Below are 19,933 nucleotides of genomic sequence, written 5' to 3' on the forward strand. Positions count from 1 at the left end.
GCTCAGGGTGGGCATGCGCTTTGAGGCGCTGCCGGATCCCTAGCCCCCCTCTCCCCCTGGGAGAGGGGCCGGGGGTGAGGGCTGGCTCCCCTGGGAGAGGGGCCGGGGGTGGTCGCGTGAGCGGCGCGGAGCGCTTGGGCTGGCTACCCTGGGAGAGGGGCTGGGGGTGGTCGCGTGAGCGGCGCGGAGCGCTTGGGCTGGCTACCCTGGGAGAGGGGCCGGGGGTGAGGGCTGGCTACCCTGGGAGAGGGGCTGGGGAGCTACTCTGGCTGGGGAAACTCCTCCCACAGGCGGGTGTGCTGGCGCAGGCTGAGGAACTGCCCGCCGCCGAGGATGAGGTGATCCAAAACCGGGATCTGCAGCAGTTGCCCCGCCTGCAAGAGTTGCCGCGTCAGGGCAAGATCCTCCGGGCTGGGATCCAAACTGCCGGAGGGATGGTTGTGGGCCACCAGGATGCGGCTGGCTCCTTGCTTGATGGCGCTGCGGAAGGTTTCCCGCGGGTGAGTGAGAGTTTCCGTGGCGGTTCCCCGGGTTACAATCTGCTGGCCGATAAGGCGGTGTTTGATGTCCAGGTGCAGGACGGCAAAGTGCTCTTGGGTCTCCCACATCAGGTCGCCGCTTAGGGCCATGGCCGCCTGTTCTGGCGATTCAATCACCGTCCGCTCGGGTAGTCGGGCCAAAAACACCCGCCGCCCCAGCTCGATGGCGGCCAACACTGTTGCGGCTTTGGCTGGGCCGATGCCCTCAATTTGCAGCAGCTCCCCGGCTTCCAGCTGGCGCAGTTGGGCCAAGGGATCCCCCTGGGCTTCCAATTTTTTCAAGAGCAACTGGGCCAGGCCAACGGCCGAGAGCTTACCTGCCCCCTGGCCGGTGTTGAGCAAAATGGCCAGCAGCTCCGCGTGGGAGAGGTTTCTTGCCCCTTGGTTAAGCAGCCGCTCGCGCGGGCGATCCTGAAGGGGAAGGTCGCTGATACGCAACACGTACTGGCTCATCTTGCGGCTAGGGGAGAGAAGAGGTTTTTTTCAACAGCCAAAAGGGGCTGCGGCGCTCTACAACCTGCCAAGTTGCTGCTAGCTCAGCTACAAAGGGATCCCAGGTCACCAGATAGTCGGGCACCTGCCAGGCGGCCAGCTCCTCCAGGTTGGCGGCATAGGGCACCCGCAGCGGGCCATAAAAATAGGGTACAAACGACCGCAGCCCATAGAGGCCAACCCTTCCCGAAAGAGCCAGTTCTGGGCCAGCAAACTGGCGGAAAAAGTAGATGGATCCCCCCTGAGTATGCTGCAACACCCTTGGGAAAACCCAGCTCCAGGCCAACTGGGCGCTTAGTCCTGTGGCCAAGAGCAAGATGGCCCATCCTCGAACATTGTGCCGAGCTCTAATCCAGGCCAGTCCCCCCAACGCCAGGAGCACAGCAGGGCCATAGGTGAAGAAGGGCCACTCCACCTCGGCCTGGAGATATCCAAGCGCCAAGCTGCCCGCTAGACTCTCAAAAAGGTCGGAAAGCGGGATCCCCAAAGCGGTCAATCTCTTCTCGGCCACCGGCAGCAGGACGGGATCCTGGGATCCCAGCCAGGGCAATAGCAGCCACAGGGCTAGCCAAAACAAGCCGCTCAGCAGGATCCAGCCGCCTTCCCAAACGCTGAGTTGAGCCTCTCTTGACCCCAGGCGTTGCAGGCGCAGGGCAGCAAAGTAGGCCCCAATAGGGTAAAGCAGCGAGGTGTAGTGGATCAACTTGGTTTGCACTAAGAGCGAAAACAGAGCCAGCACCACCCCGAAGGCCACCAACAGCAGGCGTTCTGCCCGCTGAGTTAAATCCGCCGCTGCCGGGTTACTGTGCCTATGGAGGCTGGCCAAGATCTCGGCCAAGGCCGGAGCCGCCCAGGGAAAACACCCTAGAGCAAAGGCCAGCAGATGAAAATAGACTGGGCCGGGGTGGCCGCTGGGGGTACTCACCAAACCCCACTGGTAGTGCCAAAACGCCGCCAGCCACTGCAGCCCCCGCGCCGCTGCTTCCAGCGCCAGCCAGGCCAGAGGAATAGCCCCCGCCAAGCCAAGGAAGGCCACCATCTCCCCCCACCGCCTTGGCGGATCCCGCTGCCAGAGCTTGTAGAGGGCCCAGATGCCCAGCGGCAACACCAGCCCCACCGGCCCTTTGGCCAACACCGCTAGGCCCAAGGCCAGCGCGCCCAGGGCGTTCCACCCCTGCCCGGAGCGGCCGGAGCGACGGGCCTCGTCGGCAGCCCAAAGGGATCCCAGCCCCACGCCCATGCCCAAATTCAGCAGCGGGTCGATGAGGCCGGTTTTGTAGAAAAACAAAGGCAGGTAGCCCGTCAGGAGCAGGATCCCCCAGAGACAGCCAAACTCCACCCCGCGCAGCCGCGCTCCCCACGCCACCAAGAGGGCCACCGTGATGCCGCCGGCAAACGCATTGGGCAGCCGCGCCGCCCCTTCGTTGATCCCCAGGGCCGCCATCGCCAGGGCCTGCAGCCAGAAAAACAGGGGCGGCTTCTCGTAGAAGGGCTCGCCGTTGATCTGCAAAGCCAGGGGATCGCCGCTGGCCAGCATCTGCCGCGCCAAGCTGGCGTAAATGAGCTCGTCCCAGTCAAATAGGTAAGGGATCCCCTGGCCCGCCCCCAGCCACAGGAGGGCCAAAAGCCCCATTCCTAGGGATCCCTGGAGGCCGCCAAGAAGCTTAGCCATGGAAGGCTTGCAGGGGCACCACCCGGCCCACACTGGCGGGCGAGCGCAAAAGGCGCAGTAGGTGAGCGGCTAAGGTGGATCCCTCGATCTCGGCGGGAATCTCCACCCCACACCAACGGCTGGAGCTCTCCTGCAGGGCCGCCACCCAATCGGGCGCCAGGGATCCCCGCACCACCCCAATCAGTTGCGGCAGCGGCTCCTGGCGATAGAGCCCGATCCAACGCAGGGCTAGCTGAAACGGCCCAGGCCGAAAACGGGGGTTGGGGCTGCCGTCGGCTTCAAACTTGCTCAGCATCAGTTGCAGCGAATGGATCTGGCGGGTATTCAAGGGGGGAGCGGCAACCCGGCGGGCGCGAAAGGTGGGCACCATCTCGGCAAAAGGAACTTGAACAGTCTGCTCCTCCCCTGGGGTGGTGTCGAAAGCATAGCTGTAGGCCGGGCTGTCCCAGCCCCCTTGATCCCGCAGCAAAACCTTGTAGCGCTGTCCATCGCCCCGTAGCCGCAGCTCCAGGCCGGCAAACCCTGAGGCATCCAAGGGCGGCTGCCAATTGCGCGTGCGGGTGGAAACAAAGCCGCCGAAGTTGGCCGTGGAAACCTGGCCCGTAAACAGCAGCTCGCCCTCTCCCCAGAGCAGTTGGCTTTGGCTCACCCCGCCCATCACCACATCGTCCAGGATGCCCCAGAACTGGTTCAACTGGGGATCGGGCCGGCGGAAGTCAAAGAGCATCTGTTCCGTCTGTCCACTGCGGCGTAGCCGCTCCAGGTGAGCCTTGGCCGTCTCTGGCGCTCCCAGCCCTAAGATCACCCTGGCCGTCAGCCAGTCCTGGCTCTGCCCCACCGCTGCTCCCTGCCGGTGCAACGCCTCTGCCAAACCTTCGGGCAGGCCATCGCCCAAAAGAACCACCGGAAGGGAAGTGGCCGGAGTCAGGGAAGGAGGCATACAGTTAACTGCTGGGCTTTGCAACCCATTCTGAACCCAGCGCCAGAAGTCGGCAAAGGGCAACGCCTCGTAGTAGGTCAGCGTGTTCCAAAACCGCCCCAGCTCCCAAGGCATGACTTTACCTCGTCCCTTTGTCCAGATTATCCAAATTATGCAGATCTTTTGCAGAACGCAATTGGCTCACGAGCAGGGCCAATGGCCAGCCGGACTTCCAGCAGCATTCTCAGCCCGGTGAGGTTTTGCAGTGCGCAGACAGAGGGCGGGGCTTCTCGACGGATGAGCTCAAGCCACACAACAAAACTGCCTTGTGGAGTCCAAGCTATTCTGTGTCTAGTGTCGGCGGTGCTCCGCTTTAGTTGCATGATGACCGACCAAACCGGCCCAAGCATGTTTCCGAACCCCTGTTGCCACTCCGTTACTTGGCGGGAGCGCCTGTCTGGACTGGAAGAGCAATTGCGCCCCTTGGCAGAAAAGACAGCTCCCCTGCTGCTGGCAGACTCAGATCCGCTGCAGGTGTGGGCCGCCGTTTTGACCTGTCAAAAACTGGGGATCCCGCTCTTCTTGGGCAATCCCAAGTGGGGAGAACGAGAGTGGGCCCAGGCTGTGGCCGGCCTGGGAGGCGGCTGGCGCTGGCGGCAAGGCCGGCTGGAGGGGGATCCCAGCCCATTGAACCCCTCTCTGCGGGAGGCTGTACCCAGCTTCCATTGGCCGTTGATCGGGATCCCTACCGGCGGCTCCGGCGGCCAGGTGAAATGGGCAATCCACTCTTGGCGTACCCTCAGCGCCTCGGCCAAGGCCCACCAACAGCACTTCGGCGTGGACTGCGTCCATAGCTATTGCCTGCTGCCCCTGCACCACATCAGCGGCCTGATGCAGGCTGTTCGCTCCTGGCTGACCGGTGGGCAGTGGATCGTCTGGGATTGGAAACGGCAACAGCAGGCCGAGGCCTGGGATCCCCCCTTGCCGGGGAGTTTTCTATCGCTGGTACCCACTCAGTTGCAACGGCTGTTGCTCAACCCCCAGCCGGGAGTTGTGGAGAGCCTGCGCCAATTTCGCGCCATTTTGGTCGGTGGTGGCCCCACCTGGCCCAGCTTGCGGCAACAGGCCCGACAACTGCACCTGCCCCTTGCCCTCACCTACGGCATGACCGAAACGGCTTCCCAAGTCTGTACGCTTCTGCCGGAGGCTTTTTGGCAAGGAAACGACAGCCTGGGCCGGCCCCTGCCCCACGCCACGCTCCAGATCCGCAGTGAACAAGGGGATCCCTTGCCCAGCGATGCCGTGGGATTCATCCACATCCGGGCCAAGTCGCTGGCACTGGGCCATTACCCCCAGGCCGCCCTTCGCGTCAGCGGTGCGGAGCACTTTGGTTTGCGCCAATGGCATCAGCAAGGCTTCACCCCCGGCGATTGGGGCTATCTGGACTCGCAGGGCCACCTCTTTTGGTTGGGTCGCGCCGACGACCTGATCCTGACTGGCGGAGAAAAAGTGATGGCTGCCGAGGTGGAAGGAGAGGTTCGGGCCAGCGGCTGGGTGGACGATGTGTGGGTGCTGGGTCTGCCCGATGCCGAATGGGGGCAGCAGGTGGTGGCGGTGGTCGTCCCCAAAACCGGGCTCCCGGCGATCCCCCAAGAGCTGGAGATGCACCTGAAGCAACACCTGAGTCGCCAACTGAGTCCCTTCAAGCATCCGAAGCGCTGGCTGTGGTGCACCGGGATCCCGCGCAATCTCCAGGGCAAGGTGAACCGCCAACAGCTCCGGCAGTGGGCCGCCCAGCAGTTGGGGATCTCGCCCCAGGTAAGCTAGCGGGATCCCAGACGAGCCAAGTCTCGCCGGATTTCAAAGGTCAATTCCCGGTTGTGGGGCTCCATAGCCAAAGCCTTTCTCAGGTAAGCTTCCGCCTGCTGGTGGCGACCCTCGTAGATCAAGTGGTTGCCGAAGCGCTGGTAGGCCAAAGCCAAGAGGTGGATGGCCTCGCCGGAGTTGGGAAACCGTTTCAACAGCGCCTCTGCCAGAGCCACTGCCGTGGGCAACTTACGCTCGCGCCAGGCTGCCTTGACGCGGGCAATCCCTTCTTTGAGCAATTCCGGATCGAGGTGCTCTGCCGATGAAGAGCCGGCGGTGCGGATGACCACCCGCCTCTGGCCGGCGGCAGGAGGAGATTGACGCTGGGCATCGTAGCGCCGCCGCTGCTCGGGGTCGCTCAGCACTTGGTAGGCCTGATAGATTTGCTGGAACCGCTCTCGAGATCCCTCCCCTGCCACATCGGGGTGAAACTGCCGCGCCAACCGGCGAAAGGCTTGCTTGATATCTTCGATGTCCGCTTCCGGCGATAGGTTGAGAATCGCGTAGTAGTCGATGAGCGGTGGCAGAAGGAAGGGAATTGAGAGTGGCAGAACCTGGGCCAAAAGTCAGCTCCGACCCCTGATTATGCCGATGATCATGCCATGCCAAGCCGGGCTAAACCAAGGGATCCTCTCGGCGCTCATGCGATCTCATGGAAAGTTGTTCTCCTAGCTGGGGCTTGATGCTGTAATGCCACTTTGACTGAGCACGCAGAGGTCTCTCTTCCTGTAGCTACCTCAAGGGTAGGGATCCGGTGTTAGACTTTGCCCAAGTTATTTGAAAACCCCATTCCCAATCGGTTTCTTTGACTTCTATCGATCGACTATGAGTGAAGCCCTTCATCAAGCTCTTGCAGATCAAGATCAAGAGCAATTATTATCCCATTTGCAGCAAGGGGAAGATGTGAATGCTGTCGATGCTCAAGGACTGACCTTGCTTCATAAAGCAACACTGCTTGGCAATTTGGAACTGCTGGATTTGCTCTTGGCCCATGGTGCTTCTCCCAATGCCTTGGATCCCACAGGTGTCACCCCGCTCCATTTGGCCGCCGCCAGCGGTCGGGTCAAGCTGGTGGAGCGTCTTTTGAGGGCAGGCAGCGACATCAACCTTCCAGATGGCTATGGATATACCCCTCTCCATCGGGCTGCCTTAACCGATCAGGCAGAGGTGATCGGTCTGCTCATCCAAAAAGGAGCCAATACCTCTGGCGTTCTCCATTGGGCCACGACCACCGGACGAAAAAGCATCCTGGCCCGCCTGTTATCCAAAGGAGCGCCGGTGGATGCCGCCGATGCAACCGGTCGAACTCCTCTGCACGAGGCTGCTACCCAAGGGCAACTGGGCATTGCTCGCTTTCTGCTCTTGTATGGGGCCAATGTCAATGCGCGCAACCGATTTGGGGCAACACCGATGCACTGGGCTGCTTGGGAGGGGCATGTGGCAATCCTGGAACTTTTGCTGGAAAATGGGGCCGAATTGAACCCTCGCAATGAAGATGGGCATACTCCTTTGGCCTATGCCCAAAAACGCCAACACAGCTTGGCTGTCCAATGGTTACAAGACCGAGGTGCAACCCTTTAGTATCAAGTTTGCTATTGCCGCCGACCCAAGCGCTCCGCGTCGCTGCCCTCACCCCCAGCCCCTCTCCCTGGGGGACATCCCTCACCCCCAGCCCCTCTCCCTGAGGGACATCCCTCACCCCCAGCCCCTCTCCCTGAGGGACATCCCTCACCCCCAGCCCCTCTCCCTCAGGGAGAGGGGAGTTAGAGCGGCGCGTTCGCGACAGCGTTGCCTAGCAATAGCGATGTAGAGAAACGTTGTGTTGCTACTTGAAGTGACTATAGAGGTTGAAAGTGAGAGTAATTTCTACAGAAAAAAGGAGAGAGGCTGTTAGGTTTTCCTCCCTCCGATCTCTTCGTCGCGGTTAGCGTTAACGCCAGCTAGATTTTAACCGATTCTTCCCGCACGATTCAACTTTTTTTCTCGATTTTTTCTCGAATTTCTCTTTGACTCAACACATTTTTTTAAACAGCAACACAAGGTTTAGGACAGACAGTTTGCCCCAAAAAGTTAGCCCTTCCCCTTAGCTTGCAACGGGTTTACAAAGACAACTGGCGCAGCGACTTTTGTATGTATTAGGTCTTGTCTTCCGGCCCTCAGCCGCTGTTATTGCCGCACACCGCCACCTCCGCAGCTCGACCCACTCCAGCAGAAACTATCCCCTCATTAACTAGGACCGACTCTCATTAACCCAGAAGCTCGGCTAAAGCCGAAGAAGAGAGAAAGGGATCCCTGCCAAAGGCAGGATGGCCAGTTCCGCCGGCGCGGGATCCCTGTCACATCCAAGACAAGAGAGGAAGACTGATGGATAGAACTCCACCACTCAACTGAGTAACAGCATAACTCTATTGAGACTAAATTGCAATACATAGCCGACAAAGTAGGAATAATTTGCATCAAGCCACGGGAGTCGGACAGAGGGGGCGGGGGCAATTGACAAAGATTGGCCGTTAAGTTTTCTCAGGAGGGCGGGCTTGCAGGCACAGGACAGCAACAGGTTCAAGTGTAAAGTAGTTTACTCTTGGTCCAACGGGGATCTAGCGACGATAGCCGAGTGGCCTGGAGCGAACCTGACGGCGTTTTTTGCGCCAGCGTTTCCAGTTGGAGACCATCCAATCGCTGAGGCTGTGGTTGGCCGATCCCAGCTCCAACCCCATCCCAATCCAAAACAGGATCTCGGCGTGAACTTGCAGCCATTGCCAGAGATCGCTGCGCCACACCCAAGGCTGCCACATCCACCAGCCCAACCGGGATCCCAGCCAAGCCACCGGCAGGCCAACTCCGCCGGCCCATAGGCTCAAGTACAGCACCCGCAGGGCGGTGCCCACGATGGGCCCATGCGACCAGAAGGAGCGATGCCGCATCCACTTGCGGTAGGGCAGCCAAATCCAGCGCAAGAACAGCCAGCGTTGGTACTGTCGAGAACAGGTGTCCAGATCTCCAGAAAACATCAGGCCACTGAACAGATAGGCGGATCCCACAGCCAGAGCAACGGTGGTGCTATTCCCCAACAAACCGGCGGCCAAGGTGATGCCGGGGGCCGTCCAGAGGGTGATGCGATCGTGGGTGGATCCCAGCGGCATAAGGCCAGAGCAACGGTACCCGACTGGCGCTCAGTCTACCCGCCAGCGGAGGAAAAAGCCTGACCTAGCTTCAGCTAGAAACCGCAGGAGGCCCGCCCTGTACCCGTAGGGTCAGGGTCGGGAGGAATGCGGACGACGTATAGTTGCAACATGACCCAAGTCCTGACTATCTCCTGCAAGCTCAAGGTGTCTGCTTCGCAAGCCGTGAAGCTAGAGGCAACCTTGTCGGCTTTGCGGAGCGCTTAAGCCCGCTCCGTACCGCTGAGCGGTCGGAGTCGGGTAGTTTACAGGCGCCGCTGATCTTGAAAAACTCAAGCCTGCTGAGCGACAGGGATCCCTCGATTCAGGCGATCCAACACCTGCAACTGCCGGTGGAGCATTTCCACCCGCGGCAAGTGGATCCCGGCTTGTCGGGCATAGCGCAGTGGGTTGCCGAAGATTGCCTGCAGTTCCAGAGGACGTTTGCGCTCGTAGTCGATCTTCATGCTGGTGCGGTAGGGAGCCATCTTCTCGGTGTTGGTGAGCATTTCTGGGATCAGGGAATCGGGAAGCAGGCGATCACAGGCCGCCGCTCCCTGGATCACCTCCTGCATCAGCGTTTCCGCCAAAGCACGAGCCTCAGGGTCGCGGATCATCTGCTGCGTGTCGGCGTTGAACACCACCGAGAGGCCGTTGAAGGGAATGTTCCAGACCAACTTTTGCCAGCGGGCCAACATCAGATCCGGAGAGAGGGTGGTGGGGATCCCTGCCCGTTGAAAATCGGCTTGAACTTGTTGAAGACGGGGCGTGATCCCTTGGGGGGCATAGTTAGGGCCGTATTCTGCCAGCAGCACCGACCCATAGTCCAGATGATGAATGTGGCCGGGGCCAACCTTGTTGGAGCTGATGAAACACAGGCCCCCCATGACTCGTTCAGGGCCGACGCACTCGGCAACCTCCGGCTCCGCCCCCAGCCCATTTTGCAGCACGATCACCACGCCATTCTCGGCCAACACGGGCGGGAGCAACTGCGGCAGCAGGTGATTTTGGGTGGCTTTCAAAGCCACGATCACCCCTTCGCAAGGGGGCATGTCCTCTACTGCTGCGTAGGCATTCACCTGCGGCAAATGAAAATCCCCCCAGCAGGACTGCACCCACAAGCCGTTTTGGCGAACATAGTCATAGTCGCTGTGCAGCAGAAAATGCACCGCAAAGCCTGCCTGTTGCAATTTCGCCCCATAAAATCCCCCCAGGGCGCCCGTGCCCAAAACAGCGTAACGGCGGGTCTCCGGCAACCAAGACATAGCGGTGAGTTGCGGCAGATCATCCCCAAAATACCCCAAGCACCAGCTTAGGGATCGCTCTTTGCTGTTTGGTCTATCAACAACACCCGCTCTTCTGCATCGGTTTCCCGCAGATGAACCCTCACCCTTTGCTCAGGTTCCGTGGGAAGCTGGTAACCGCAGTAATCCGGTTGGATGGGGAACTGGCGGTGACCACGGTCGATCAGCACGGCCAAGCGCACCCGTTCCGGTCGCCCAAAGTGATGCAGGGCTTCCAGAGCCGCGCGGACGGTGCGACCGCGAAAGATAACATCGTCCACCAGCACCACCTCCTGGCCAGTCAGATCCCGGGGCATCTCGCTGCGATCGGGGGTGCGCAGCCCGCCGGCGCCCAGGTCGTCTCGGAAAAAGGTAATGTCCAGCTCCCCGACCTGGGGCGGGATCCCCAGTCGAGCGGCAATCCGATCCCGCAGGCGGTAGGCCAAGGGGACTCCGCGAGTGCGAATGCCGATCAGAGTGAGCTTCTGGGGGTGGGGGTGATCCCTGGCGATCGCTGCTGCCAGGCTCTCGATCAGCCCGGCCACCTGCTGCGCATCAAAGACTTCGATCGTAGACATGGATCCCGGTCGCTCCCTCACCGATCGCAGATCTGGTCTGTAGAAGGCTCTGACGCGAAGCAACCCAGTCTTTGAGTTCGCGCAAAGCGTAGTGATACCCGCCTCTGCATGTTGCAAGCCACTCCAGCAGTTGGGCTTGCTGTGTGGCATCTGGGCAGATTCGGTAGGTGTAGTGCATGGTCAATATGGGGTCGTTTTACCACAACCAGAGTGGGGTGGTAAATGCTTGCTTCGGGGGCATTGAAAGCAAGCAGCGAGACTCCATGTATCCCGGGCGCTGTAGCTTGCTTCCCGCAGGGTTGCTACGCATACAGCGCGGGACTTATGTTCTCGCGCTCTTGGCAGTTAAGATCAAGGGCTAGGCCGCAGCAGAGGAGCTGTCCATGCAAGTGGAGTTTCGCGAGTGCGATCCGGGAAATCTCTGGATCTGGTTTGAGTTTGCCGAGCCGCCGGTCGAAGCTGAGCTGGAGTACCTCAACGAGGTGCTGGAATCGTGGTATGTGCTGGGCAAGTTGGGAGGATTCAACGCCGAGCGCCTGGTGGCCCAAGAGGCGGAGGTGGATCTGAGCTATTTGGAGTACCCCAGCGACTCGGATCCTCTGCCCTCTCTAATGCACAACATGGGATCCCTAGAGGAAAAGGACAACTGGGCCCGCTGCTGGTTTGATCTGGGCACTGCCGATGCCTTGGCGCTGGACGTGTTGATCAACGCCTTGCGCACCCTTAGCCTCGAGTACATCCACCTCAGCCGCGTCATTATCGGCGGGCAAAACGAGGACTGGCCGACAGCGGATGATCCCGAGGAGGCGGATGACTACGATTTAAACGGCTATGTGCGGGATCATGTGGGGGAAGCAGGAGAGCTGGAATAGCCTCTACTCCAGGTAGCCCAGCTCTTGCATCTGCCGTACCAAGTCTGCATCGCTTTCCACATTTACCTTGCGAGGAGCCGTGCTGGGCCGGCGCGACTCTGCCCAGTCCAGCCACTGCCTCAAGGCTTGCCGCAGGCGGGTCAGCCAAGTTTGGGGGGAAAGGGAAGGGCTACCAGGCTCAGAAGGGATCCCGGCCAAGAGCAGATCCCGCAGTTCCGCCGGATCCTGCTCCAGGTTGTAGAGGCTGGGGCGATCTCCGGTTTGGATCAGCTTGGTCACCCCTTCGTAGAGGGCTCGGCGGGTGTCGTAACAGGCGCGCGCCTGCAGCAGGCTGTCGTTGCGGTTTTCCATGGCCCGCAGGAGAAGGTGGGGCGGGAAGGCCTCGCTGAGCACCACCCCCTGCTCCGGATCCTCACCGGCCAGGGTGCGGGTCAGGCTGAGGCGGGCGATCTCGCGGCGAAGCTTGAGGCTGATACGGGGGGCGCCGTTGGCTAGAGAAAGGCTGGGGCGGAAGCCGGCAGCTTCCAAGAGAGTATGAAAGAGGCGGCGGGTGGAAACGGGGGTGGCCACGCGCTTTCCTGCCGGAAAATAGCCGGGGTAATGCAGGATCAGGGGGACGCGGATCAGCTCTTCGTAAACCACAAAAGCATGGCCGACGAAGTCGTGCTCCCCCAAGCCTTCGCCGTGATCCGCGACGATAGCCACCAGAGTGTTCTGCTCCAGGCCGGTGTGGCGCAGGGTGGCGAAGACGGATCCCAGCAGGTGATCCTGGTAGGCCACCTCGGCATCGTAGATGTCCCTGAGCACCTGCGCTTGCAGGGGAGAAAGCGGCTGCGGCAGGGGCGCCATCCAGCGGTAGGGCTGGGCGTTGTACTGGCGCAAAAAGTCGCGCGCCTCGCGGTTGGTCTTGAAGTAGGGGGCGTATTTCTGCACAAAGGGCTCCGGCGGCCAGTAGGGCAGGTGGGGCTCCATTAGGTTGACGAAGCAAAAGAAAGGCGGTGCTCCGGCAGGGCGGCGGGCTATCTGCTGCAGGTAGCGGTTCAGGTCGGCGATGGAGGCAGCCGTGTTGCCCTTAAAGTTCATCAAGCGGGTCCAGAGGGAGGCAAACCAGGGGTGCAGCGCCAACTGAAAAAGGGTGTCGGAGCGGGCAAAGGCATTTTGCACCGGGTAGGAGAGACGGCGCCAAAACTGGGTGTAGGCGGCCAGCCAGCGGTTGAGGGGAGCCGGCAGAGGGTTGCCTTCGGGAGGGCGGGTGGGTAGGGCCCCGCCGTAGTTGTAGAAGGTGTCGAAGCCTCGCCGCAGGCCGTTTTTCAGGATCCCGACCAGGGGGTTGTTGCAAAAGCCCACGGTGGTGTAGCCGCCCAGCTTCAACAGCTCCGCCAGAGTGGGTAGAGCAGGGCTCAGCTCCAGGTCTGCCTGGACGGTCTGGTGGGTGCTGGGGTATTCCCCCGTAAACAGGGAGGCGTGGGAGGGGATCGTCCACTGGGCGGGGGCGATGGCCCGCTCGAAGAGGGTGGACTCAGCGGCCAGCCGATCCAGGTTGGGGCTGGTGGGCACCTGGCGGGCCCGCTCTTCCTCTGACCAGTAGCAGGAAAGGCGATCCGCCCGCTGGGTATCCAGCACGATCAACAGAATGTTGGGGCGTTCCCCCCAGGCGGTCTCTGCCATTGCTGAACTCCTCACCACAACCCACCCAACACGGTTCTTAAACTATCTTGACATGCTCTTGTTGGCCCTTTGTCGCCGGCTCCTAGGGCAAAGTGAGCCGGGTTTGGCTGTTGCCTTGGATCCGGGCGGTGTTGGCCTGCCAATCCAGGATCCCTTGGTCACCGCTCACAGTCAGGGCTTGTCCAGGTTGGCGGTAGCGCACATTGCCCAGGGCTTGCAGTTGGGTGGAGCCGATGCGCCAGCGGATCTCTTGGGCTTCCAGCTCTTGGCCGGTCTGCAGGGATCCCGTTCCGCCAACGGGAACGGCTTTGGCTTTCACGTTGCCCAGCAGGCGCAGCTCGGTCAGGGGCAGCGGGGCCCGCAATTGCTCGCCGCTGAGGCGCACCCTTTGCTGGGGGGCATCCACCTCGACTGCTCCCAACGCCTGCACCTCGCCGGCACCAAAGTTCCAGAGCAAGCGGCTGGCGGTCAGCTCCAGCTCCGGATCGCGATACTTGGCCCGCACCGGTTGGCTTGGATCCCAATTCTCCAGTTGCATCTGGGCCTGGCCAAAGTCGATGCGCAAACGATCCCCCCACAGGGATCCCTGGCCGTCCAACAGCTCCACCTGTACCTGGCCCTCGGCTTCGAGGAGGCGCTGTTCCGGCAGCCACTGCAGCCGCTCTGCCTGCAGGTGCAGGTTATCCCGCTCCGATTCCACCGCCACTTGGCCCGTCAATTCCAGCCGCCGCTCGTCTGGGTACACAGATCCTCGCTCGGCACGGGTGCGGATGGCGCGGTTGTCTGCGTCGAAAAACTCTCCCTCGATAGACTGCAAATGGGCGGATCCCAACTGTACGGGAGTGGAGCCGTTTTCTGGGGGGGACTCGTATTCGGCCAGGCGCGCCCGCAAGCGCCAGAGAATGCCACCGTCAGGTTTGGCCTGGGTGAGAGTGATGTTTTCGTAGATTAACTGGGGGGTGGAGATAGGCTCGCGCGGGACACCCGGATCCCTGCTTGGAGGTGGCTCCGGCCCACCACAGGCAGCGCTCAGCAGGGCCAAAACCACTAGCCAACCTGGGATCCGGGAAGAGTTGGGCTGCATGGATCTCTCTTGCGCGCTTTCTCCTACCCTAGCTCTACCCTGCCGCTGGGCCGGATGGGATCCCGCTTTAACAAACCCGTGGCATCATCAGGGCAGGGTATTGCGGGGGCAAGGGTGGCCCAACTGTTGCAGCTTTTTATCTACGGCCTCGTCCTGGGCAGCATCTACGCCCTGGGGGCGATCGGGGTGTCGCTGACGTTCGGCATTTTGCGTTTTGCCAACTTTGCCCACGGGGATCTGATGACCTTGGGGGCCTATTTTGCTCTGACGTTTGTCGGGTTGGGTTGGCCGATTGGGGTGAGCTGGATCCCGGCGGCCTTGGCGACGGCACTTTGCGCGGTGGGGATCGACCAACTGATCTATCGCCGCCTGCGCCGGGAAGCACCGGTGATTTTGCTCATTTCTTCTTTTGGCACGGCCCTGATCTTGCGCAGCTTGGTGCAGATCGTCTGGGGGCCCAACAACCAGGTGTACCGCAGCGGCATTCAGTTGCCCTGGCAGTTGGGGGGGCTGCGCATCAAGCCGGATTGGGTGGTGATTCTGGTGGGAACGGCCTTGCTGGTGGTGGCTCTGCACCTGTTTTTGCAGCGCACGCGGGTGGGCAAAGCGATGCGGGCCATGGCCGACAATTTTGACTTGGCCAAGGTGACCGGCATTGAGACGGAGCGGATCATCCTCTGGACTTGGGCCATCGGCGCCGCCTTGGCCTGTGTGGCGGGCATCTTCCTGGGCCTGGATACGCGGCTGCACCCCACCATGGGCTGGCGGCTGTTGTTGCCCGTTTTTGCGGCAGCCATTCTCGGCGGCATTGGCCGTCCCTATGGAGCCATTGCTGGGGGGCTGGTAATTGGCCTGGCGGAGGAGTTCTCGACTTTAGCGATCAATCCGGCTTACAAAACAGGGGTAGCCTTCGCCATTTTGGTGCTGATGCTGATCTTCCGGCCCACAGGGCTATTGGGGGGGCGGGCCTGATGTTGAGCTACGCCATCTTCTTTTTGGTTTTGGTGGGGATCTACGGCGTGCTGGTGCTGGGCCTCAATATCCAGTGGGGCTATGCCGGCATGTTCAACATCGGCGTGGGGGCCTTTTTTGCTGTGGGGGCCTACGCCAGCGCCATAGCCACGACGCCGCCCACCCCTGAACATCTGGGCGGGTTCAATCTGCCGTTCTGGGTGGGCTTTGCCATAGCAGTAGCCGCCGCCGGTGCGATCGCCTTCTTGATTGGCTTGATCACCCTGAAGCTGCGCTCCGACTATTTGGCTATTGCCACCATCGGCATTGCCGAGATCATCAGCCAAATCCTGAGGAACGAGGGCTGGCTGACCAACGGGGTGCGCGGCATCACCCGCATTCCGCGCCCCTTTCGCGGCTGGATCCCAGGGCAGGATACACTGCTCTACTTGGGCTTGGTGCTGCTGGTCTTGGCGGTGGTTTACTGGCTGAGTGAGCGGGCCTATCGCTCCCCCTGGGGACGGGTGCTGCGGGCCATCCGCGAGGATGAGCCGGCAACCCTGGCCGCCGGTAAAGATGTCCTCCAGTTTCGACTGCAGGCGTTTGTGCTGGGATCCATGCTGATGGGGCTGGCGGGGGCGCTCTATGCCCACTTTGTCAATTTCATCAGCCCGGAAGCCTTCCAGCCGGAGTTTGCCACCTTTATCGTCTGGGTGATGTTGATCGCGGGGGGCAGCGGCAACAATCGCGGCGCCCTGCTGGGGGTGCTGGCCATTTGGGGGGTGTGGTCGGGCAGCGAGTGGTTGACCAACCGTCTGCCGCCCCAGTGGGCCACCCGGGCCGGTCCCTTGCGCATTTTGTTGATCGGGATCCTGCTGCAGGTAATTCTGCTTACCCGCTCCCAAGGGCTGTTGCCAGAACGCCCGCCCAAGCCTGTTTTGGACACTTCCGCCTCCTCCAAGCAGAACCCAGCAGGATAGGATTGGGTCGGCTCCAGCCGTTGTTGACGCTTTGAGACAACCCAGATCTCGGCCACCATGACTCCGCGCCCCAAGGAAACGGACTCCTCCTTGTCGCCCCGCAACCCCGATGCGACAGGTTGCCCCCCCAATGCCGGCCAGCCAGGGATCCCGACTGCGCCCATCCAGGAGGGCTATGCCTTGCCGGAGCACTACTTCAACCGGGAGCTGAGCTGGATTGAGTTCAACGCCCGGGTTTTGCACGAGGCCCTGGACGAGCGCACCCCCCTCTTGGAGCGGCTGAAGTTCCTCGCTATTTTCGAAAGCAACCTGGACGAGTTCTTTATGGTGCGGGTGGCGGTGATTCGCCGTCAGTTGGAAACAGGCGTGCTGCTGCCGACCCCCGATGGCCTCACGCCGCAGCAGCAGTTGCGGCAGATTTCCCAGCACCTGCGCCCCCTGATTCAAAAGGTACACGAGTGTTTTCGGCAGGAATTGGTGCCTAAGCTGGCGGAACAAGGCATTCACATCCGCGATTTTTCTGAGCTGGCCGAGCCGGAGCGGCAGGAGCTGCGGGAGTATTTCGACCAACGGTTGTTTCCCGTGCTCACTCCCTTGGCGGTGGATCCGGGCCATCCTTTCCCCTACATCTCCAACCTCAGCCTCAGCTTGGCGGTGGTGGTGCGGGATCCGGAAACCGGCAGGGAACACTTTGCCCGCATCAAGGTGCCCAGCACCCTGCCTCGCTTTGTGCCGCTGCGGGACGGGGTGAGCTTTGTGCCGCTGGAGCAGGTGATTGCCCACCATCTGGAGGCGCTGTTCGTGGGCATGGAAGTGCTGGAGTACTACCCCTTCCGCATCACCCGCGGTGCCGATCTGGAAATCCAAGAGGACGAAGCCGACGATCTGCTCGCGGCCATTCAAGAAGAGCTGCGCAAGCGCCGCTTCGGCTCGGTGGTGCGCATGGAGATTGCCAAGTCCATGCCGTCTGCCATTCGACAGCGGCTCTGCGAAGAGCTGCGCCTCGACAGCGACTCCGTGTACGAGGTGGATGGCCTTTTGAGCATGGGGGGGGTGATGGCTTTTCTCGGCCTGGATCGACCCGATTTAAAAGATCCCCCCTGGGGGCCCGTCACGCCGCCTCGCCTGCGTACTGCTTCGGTGAGCGACGAGCCGGTGGATATCTTCTCCGTCATCCGGGAAGGGGATCTGCTGGTGCATCACCCCTACGACTCCTTTGCTGCCAGTGTGGAACGGTTTCTGGAGGAGGCGGCCAACGATCCGCAGGTGCTCACCATTAAGCAAACCCTCTACCGCACCTCTGGCGATTCGTCGGTGGTGGGATCCCTCATCCAGGCTGCCGAAAACGGCAAGCAGGTGGCCGCTCTGGTGGAGCTGAAGGCCCGTTTCGACGAAGAAAACAACATCCTCTGGGCCAAGAAGCTGGAAAAAGCCGGGGTGCACGTGGCCTATGGCCTGCCAGGGCTGAAGATCCACTGCAAGTTGGCCCTGGTGGTGCGGGAAGAGGGGGGATCCCTGCGGCGCTATGTCCACATCGGCACCGGCAACTACAACCCCAAGACCGCCCGTATCTACACTGATCTGGGCCTGTTTACCTGCAACGAGACCCTCTGCAACGATGTAACCGAGTTGTTTAACCTGCTAACCGGCTACTCGCGGCAGCGGCACTTCCGCAAGCTGCTGGTGGCCCCCCGTACATTGCGCCAGGGCATGGAAGCCTTGATCCGGCGAGAGATGCGCCATGCCCAGGCAGGACGCCAAGGGCGCATCATCGTCAAGGTCAACTCCCTCACCGACCCACGCATGATCCAAGTGCTCTACGAGGCTAGCCAGGCAGGAGTAGAGATTGATCTCATTGTGCGCGGCATGTGCTGCCTAAAACCAGGGATCCCGGGCCTGAGCGAGCGCATCCGCGTTATCAGCATCATCGGGCGCTTTTTGGAGCACTCCCGCATCTTCTACTTCTACAACGACGGCCAGGAAGAGTACTTCATCGGCAGCGCCGACTACATGACCCGCAACCTGGATCGCCGCGTCGAGGTGGTGACCCCTGTAGAGGATCCCCTGTTGCAGCAGGAGCTGAAGGCGATCTTGGAGATTTGTCTGACGGATAACCGGCAAGCTTGGGAGCTGCGCCCCGATGGCACCTATGTGCAGCGGCAGCCTAAGCCGGGAGAGCCGGTGCGCTCCACCCACCAACGCCTGATGGAGCGAGCCGCCAGCCGCCTTTAGCCCTCACCCCCGTCCCTGAGTTGGCTCAGGAGCGAGGGGTTTCGGCGGCCTCAGCCTCTTGATCCCCCAGCGCAATTACCTTCTCAGTGGCCTGCAACGAAGACTCCAGGCTCTCCAACTTTTGTCGGCTGGAGCGGTTCAGCCCCGCCTCAATACCGTTCGCCAAGAGCTGATCCAAAGAGAACCAGCCGCCGCCATTCACCGCAAAGGCCAAGAAGATGGCCGCGTAGATAGCCGATAGCTCCAGATAAGGAACGCTGAAGCCGGCCACCTTGATGTGGTGGAACATGGCCACCGCCATCGTGGCGAACAAACCCAACGCCGCCGCGCGGGTCAACAAACCCACTGCCACCAGCGGAGCTGCGATCAGTTCAGTATAGGCAGCTACATAAGCAAAAAAGATCGGGAAAGGCAACCCGATCACTTCTACATAAGCCGTTGCAAACCCCTCGATATCAGCCAGTTTGTCGAGGCCGTTGTGAATCATGAATAGCCCTGCCACCACCCGCAAGACGGTCCACGCCACTTGAGACCAGCGCGGGGCTACGCTGTCGTGACGCAAAACTGAGACGAACAGCACGGGAAAGCGCTGAGTGAGTGCCATAAGATGAAACCTGCAATGCAAAGATGCTAACTATTGTAACGATTCTAAATTTCTGTAACAAGGCCAGGGCGGGATCCCCCGCCTTGGAATGCAGAGGCCGGATCCTCGGCCATCGGGTTGGGGGTGGGCGCGGCAACAGAGGGGATCCCTGTGCCCGTCTGGACAAAGCTCGCCAGAGCAGTTCTCGAGTGCCTATCCTTAGGGGTGTTGGTGCAATTCTTTTGGCAAAAGTCCCGTGTCTTTGGGTCTCTCTAACAACTAGGTTCGTTTCTTCAGGCGGGCCATGATGCGCATTTCTATTCAGCCGGAGAGCGGGATCCCTGGCTCTGTCCAGCTCTTCAACTTACTCTGTTTTGGCATTGCCTGCGGGCAATTTCCTCCCGGCTATCGCCTGCCCAGCACCCGTCAGTTGGCCATGCAGACGGGCCTGCACCGCAACACCATCCACAAGGTTTACCACCAACTGGAGGCCATGGGTCTGGTGGAAACGCGCGCTGGATCTGGCATTTACGTCAGCGGCTCCGCCCGCCAGGCGGTTAACCGCTCTTGTAGTCTGGGCGAAAACCTGGATCGATCCCAACAAGCCCTGCAGCAGGTGCGCCAGGGCATCGATCAGCTTCAGCAACAGGGCTTTTCTCTGGAGCAGGTGCGGGATCTGCTGCTGGCGGAGATCGACTGGCGGTTGCGCTGCAGTGCCCAAGTGCTGGTGTGCGTGCCCAATCGGGATCTGGGCACAGGACAACTGATGGCCCAACAAATCCAACAGACTTTGGGCATCCGGGTGCAGTTGGTGCCCCTAGAGGATCTGGCCGCCGTGCTGGATCAAATCCATTCCGGCACTGTGGTGACGCTCCACTATTTTCTCAGCGCCGTCGAGGCCATTGCCCAGCCGCGGGGGGCCCGTGTTCTCCCGGTGGAGGTACAGCCTGTTAATTTAAAATAGGGTACAGATTTTAAGAGGAAGGAGAGAAGGGAATGCCAACCCATTCTTTGGATCTAAGGCAAAGAGTTGTAGCAGCTTATCAGGCAGGT

Annotated in this window: 18 protein-coding genes and 1 pseudogene; 8 read left to right on the top strand and 11 right to left on the bottom strand. The window is 61.0% G+C overall.

Annotated elements, in window-relative coordinates:
- Positions 1–260 precede the first annotated feature (260 nt).
- Genes radC through NW858_RS01145 form a run of 3 tightly spaced genes read right to left on the bottom strand, consistent with a single transcriptional unit; the run spans position 261 to position 3,757 of the window.
- Positions 261–992 (bottom strand): RadC family protein, encoded by a 732-nt coding sequence (gene radC, locus NW858_RS01135; RefSeq protein WP_414385941.1) that lies wholly within the window; start codon positions 990–992, stop codon positions 261–263.
- 7 nt (positions 993–999) lie between these two features.
- Entirely contained in the window at positions 1,000–2,703 is a 1,704-nt protein-coding gene (locus NW858_RS01140; protein WP_414519420.1) for an ArnT family glycosyltransferase, read from the bottom strand.
- Positions 2,696–3,757, bottom strand: a complete 1,062-nt coding sequence (locus tag NW858_RS01145; protein WP_414519422.1) for a CIA30 family protein — start codon at positions 3,755–3,757, stop codon at positions 2,696–2,698. Before NW858_RS01145 ends, NW858_RS01140 begins: the two co-directional genes overlap by 8 nt.
- A gap of 273 nt (positions 3,758–4,030) precedes the next feature.
- Here NW858_RS01145 and NW858_RS01150 point away from each other — a divergent pair, with 273 nt between their 5' ends.
- A complete protein-coding gene (locus tag NW858_RS01150) occupies positions 4,031–5,449 on the top strand; it encodes a 2-succinylbenzoate--CoA ligase (protein WP_414519424.1) in 1,419 nt (472 codons plus the stop codon).
- Here the strand turns inward: NW858_RS01150 and NW858_RS01155 are convergent.
- A complete protein-coding gene (locus tag NW858_RS01155; protein ID WP_414519426.1) occupies positions 5,446–6,051 on the bottom strand; it encodes a DnaJ domain-containing protein in 606 nt (201 codons plus the stop codon). The two genes, NW858_RS01150 and NW858_RS01155, sit on opposite strands and share 4 nt — an antisense overlap.
- A 262-nt stretch (positions 6,052–6,313) precedes the next feature.
- On the opposite strand from NW858_RS01155, the pseudogene NW858_RS01160 reads away from it, so the two are divergent.
- Positions 6,314–6,463 (top strand): annotated as a pseudogene (locus tag NW858_RS01160) (ankyrin repeat domain-containing protein); the annotation flags it as partial.
- A gap of 9 nt (positions 6,464–6,472) precedes the next feature.
- The gene (locus NW858_RS01165) at positions 6,473–7,069 is read left to right on the top strand and encodes an ankyrin repeat domain-containing protein (protein ID WP_414341603.1); all 597 of its coding nucleotides are present in this window, start codon (positions 6,473–6,475) and stop codon (positions 7,067–7,069) included.
- A gap of 1,016 nt (positions 7,070–8,085) precedes the next feature.
- Here the strand turns inward: NW858_RS01165 and NW858_RS01170 are convergent.
- From NW858_RS01170 to NW858_RS01185, 4 genes are all read right to left on the bottom strand, one after another.
- Positions 8,086–8,631 carry a metal-binding protein gene (locus tag NW858_RS01170; protein WP_414336194.1) on the bottom strand — a complete coding sequence of 182 codons (546 nt, stop codon included), beginning with the start codon at positions 8,629–8,631 and terminating at the stop codon, positions 8,086–8,088.
- A 311-nt stretch (positions 8,632–8,942) separates the two neighbouring features.
- Positions 8,943–9,914 (bottom strand): putative 2-dehydropantoate 2-reductase, encoded by a 972-nt coding sequence (locus NW858_RS01175; RefSeq protein ID WP_414334019.1) that lies wholly within the window; start codon positions 9,912–9,914, stop codon positions 8,943–8,945.
- A 47-nt stretch (positions 9,915–9,961) separates the two neighbouring features.
- On the bottom strand, positions 9,962–10,510 hold the full coding sequence (pyrR, locus tag NW858_RS01180; RefSeq protein WP_414334020.1) for a bifunctional pyr operon transcriptional regulator/uracil phosphoribosyltransferase PyrR: 549 nt from the start codon (positions 10,508–10,510) through the stop codon (positions 9,962–9,964).
- Positions 10,488–10,688: a helix-turn-helix domain-containing protein gene (locus NW858_RS01185; RefSeq protein WP_414334022.1), complete on the bottom strand. Its 201-nt coding sequence runs from the start codon at positions 10,686–10,688 to the stop codon at positions 10,488–10,490. The genes pyrR and NW858_RS01185 overlap by 23 nt, the downstream gene beginning before the upstream one ends.
- A 205-nt stretch (positions 10,689–10,893) precedes the next feature.
- Between NW858_RS01185 and NW858_RS01190 the strand changes: the two genes are divergently transcribed.
- Positions 10,894–11,382: a DUF3531 family protein gene (locus NW858_RS01190; RefSeq protein WP_414519428.1), complete on the top strand. Its 489-nt coding sequence runs from the start codon at positions 10,894–10,896 to the stop codon at positions 11,380–11,382.
- A gap of 3 nt (positions 11,383–11,385) precedes the next feature.
- On the opposite strand, the gene NW858_RS01195 is transcribed toward NW858_RS01190, so the two are convergent.
- Positions 11,386–13,050 carry a sulfatase gene (locus NW858_RS01195; protein ID WP_414334026.1) on the bottom strand — a complete coding sequence of 555 codons (1,665 nt, stop codon included), beginning with the start codon at positions 13,048–13,050 and terminating at the stop codon, positions 11,386–11,388.
- 82 nt (positions 13,051–13,132) lie between these two features.
- Positions 13,133–14,134 (bottom strand): LPS export ABC transporter periplasmic protein LptC, encoded by a 1,002-nt coding sequence (gene lptC, locus NW858_RS01200; RefSeq protein ID WP_414519430.1) that lies wholly within the window; start codon positions 14,132–14,134, stop codon positions 13,133–13,135.
- Between the two features lie 9 nt (positions 14,135–14,143).
- Here lptC and NW858_RS01205 point away from each other — a divergent pair, with 9 nt between their 5' ends.
- The 3 genes from NW858_RS01205 to NW858_RS01215 are packed head-to-tail and all read left to right on the top strand — an operon-like array spanning position 14,144 to position 18,297.
- Entirely contained in the window at positions 14,144–15,106 is a 963-nt protein-coding gene (locus tag NW858_RS01205) for a branched-chain amino acid ABC transporter permease (protein WP_414347092.1), read from the top strand.
- Positions 15,106–16,065 carry a branched-chain amino acid ABC transporter permease gene (locus NW858_RS01210; protein WP_414334031.1) on the top strand — a complete coding sequence of 320 codons (960 nt, stop codon included), beginning with the start codon at positions 15,106–15,108 and terminating at the stop codon, positions 16,063–16,065. The genes NW858_RS01205 and NW858_RS01210 overlap by 1 nt, the downstream gene beginning before the upstream one ends.
- Before the next feature lie 57 nt (positions 16,066–16,122).
- Positions 16,123–18,297, top strand: coding sequence for an RNA degradosome polyphosphate kinase (locus NW858_RS01215; RefSeq protein ID WP_414519432.1), 2,175 nt, complete (start codon positions 16,123–16,125; stop codon positions 18,295–18,297).
- 25 nt (positions 18,298–18,322) lie between these two features.
- Here the strand turns inward: NW858_RS01215 and NW858_RS01220 are convergent, their stop codons facing one another.
- Positions 18,323–18,901: a DoxX family protein gene (locus NW858_RS01220; protein ID WP_414334035.1), complete on the bottom strand. Its 579-nt coding sequence runs from the start codon at positions 18,899–18,901 to the stop codon at positions 18,323–18,325.
- A gap of 283 nt (positions 18,902–19,184) precedes the next feature.
- Between NW858_RS01220 and NW858_RS01225 the strand changes: the two genes are divergently transcribed.
- Entirely contained in the window at positions 19,185–19,844 is a 660-nt protein-coding gene (locus tag NW858_RS01225) for a GntR family transcriptional regulator (RefSeq protein ID WP_414519435.1), read from the top strand.
- Positions 19,845–19,933 lie beyond the last annotated feature (89 nt).

This window comes from Synechococcus sp. H55.10 (assembly GCF_047502715.1).
Taxonomy (GTDB): domain Bacteria; phylum Cyanobacteriota; class Cyanobacteriia; order Thermostichales; family Thermostichaceae; genus Thermostichus.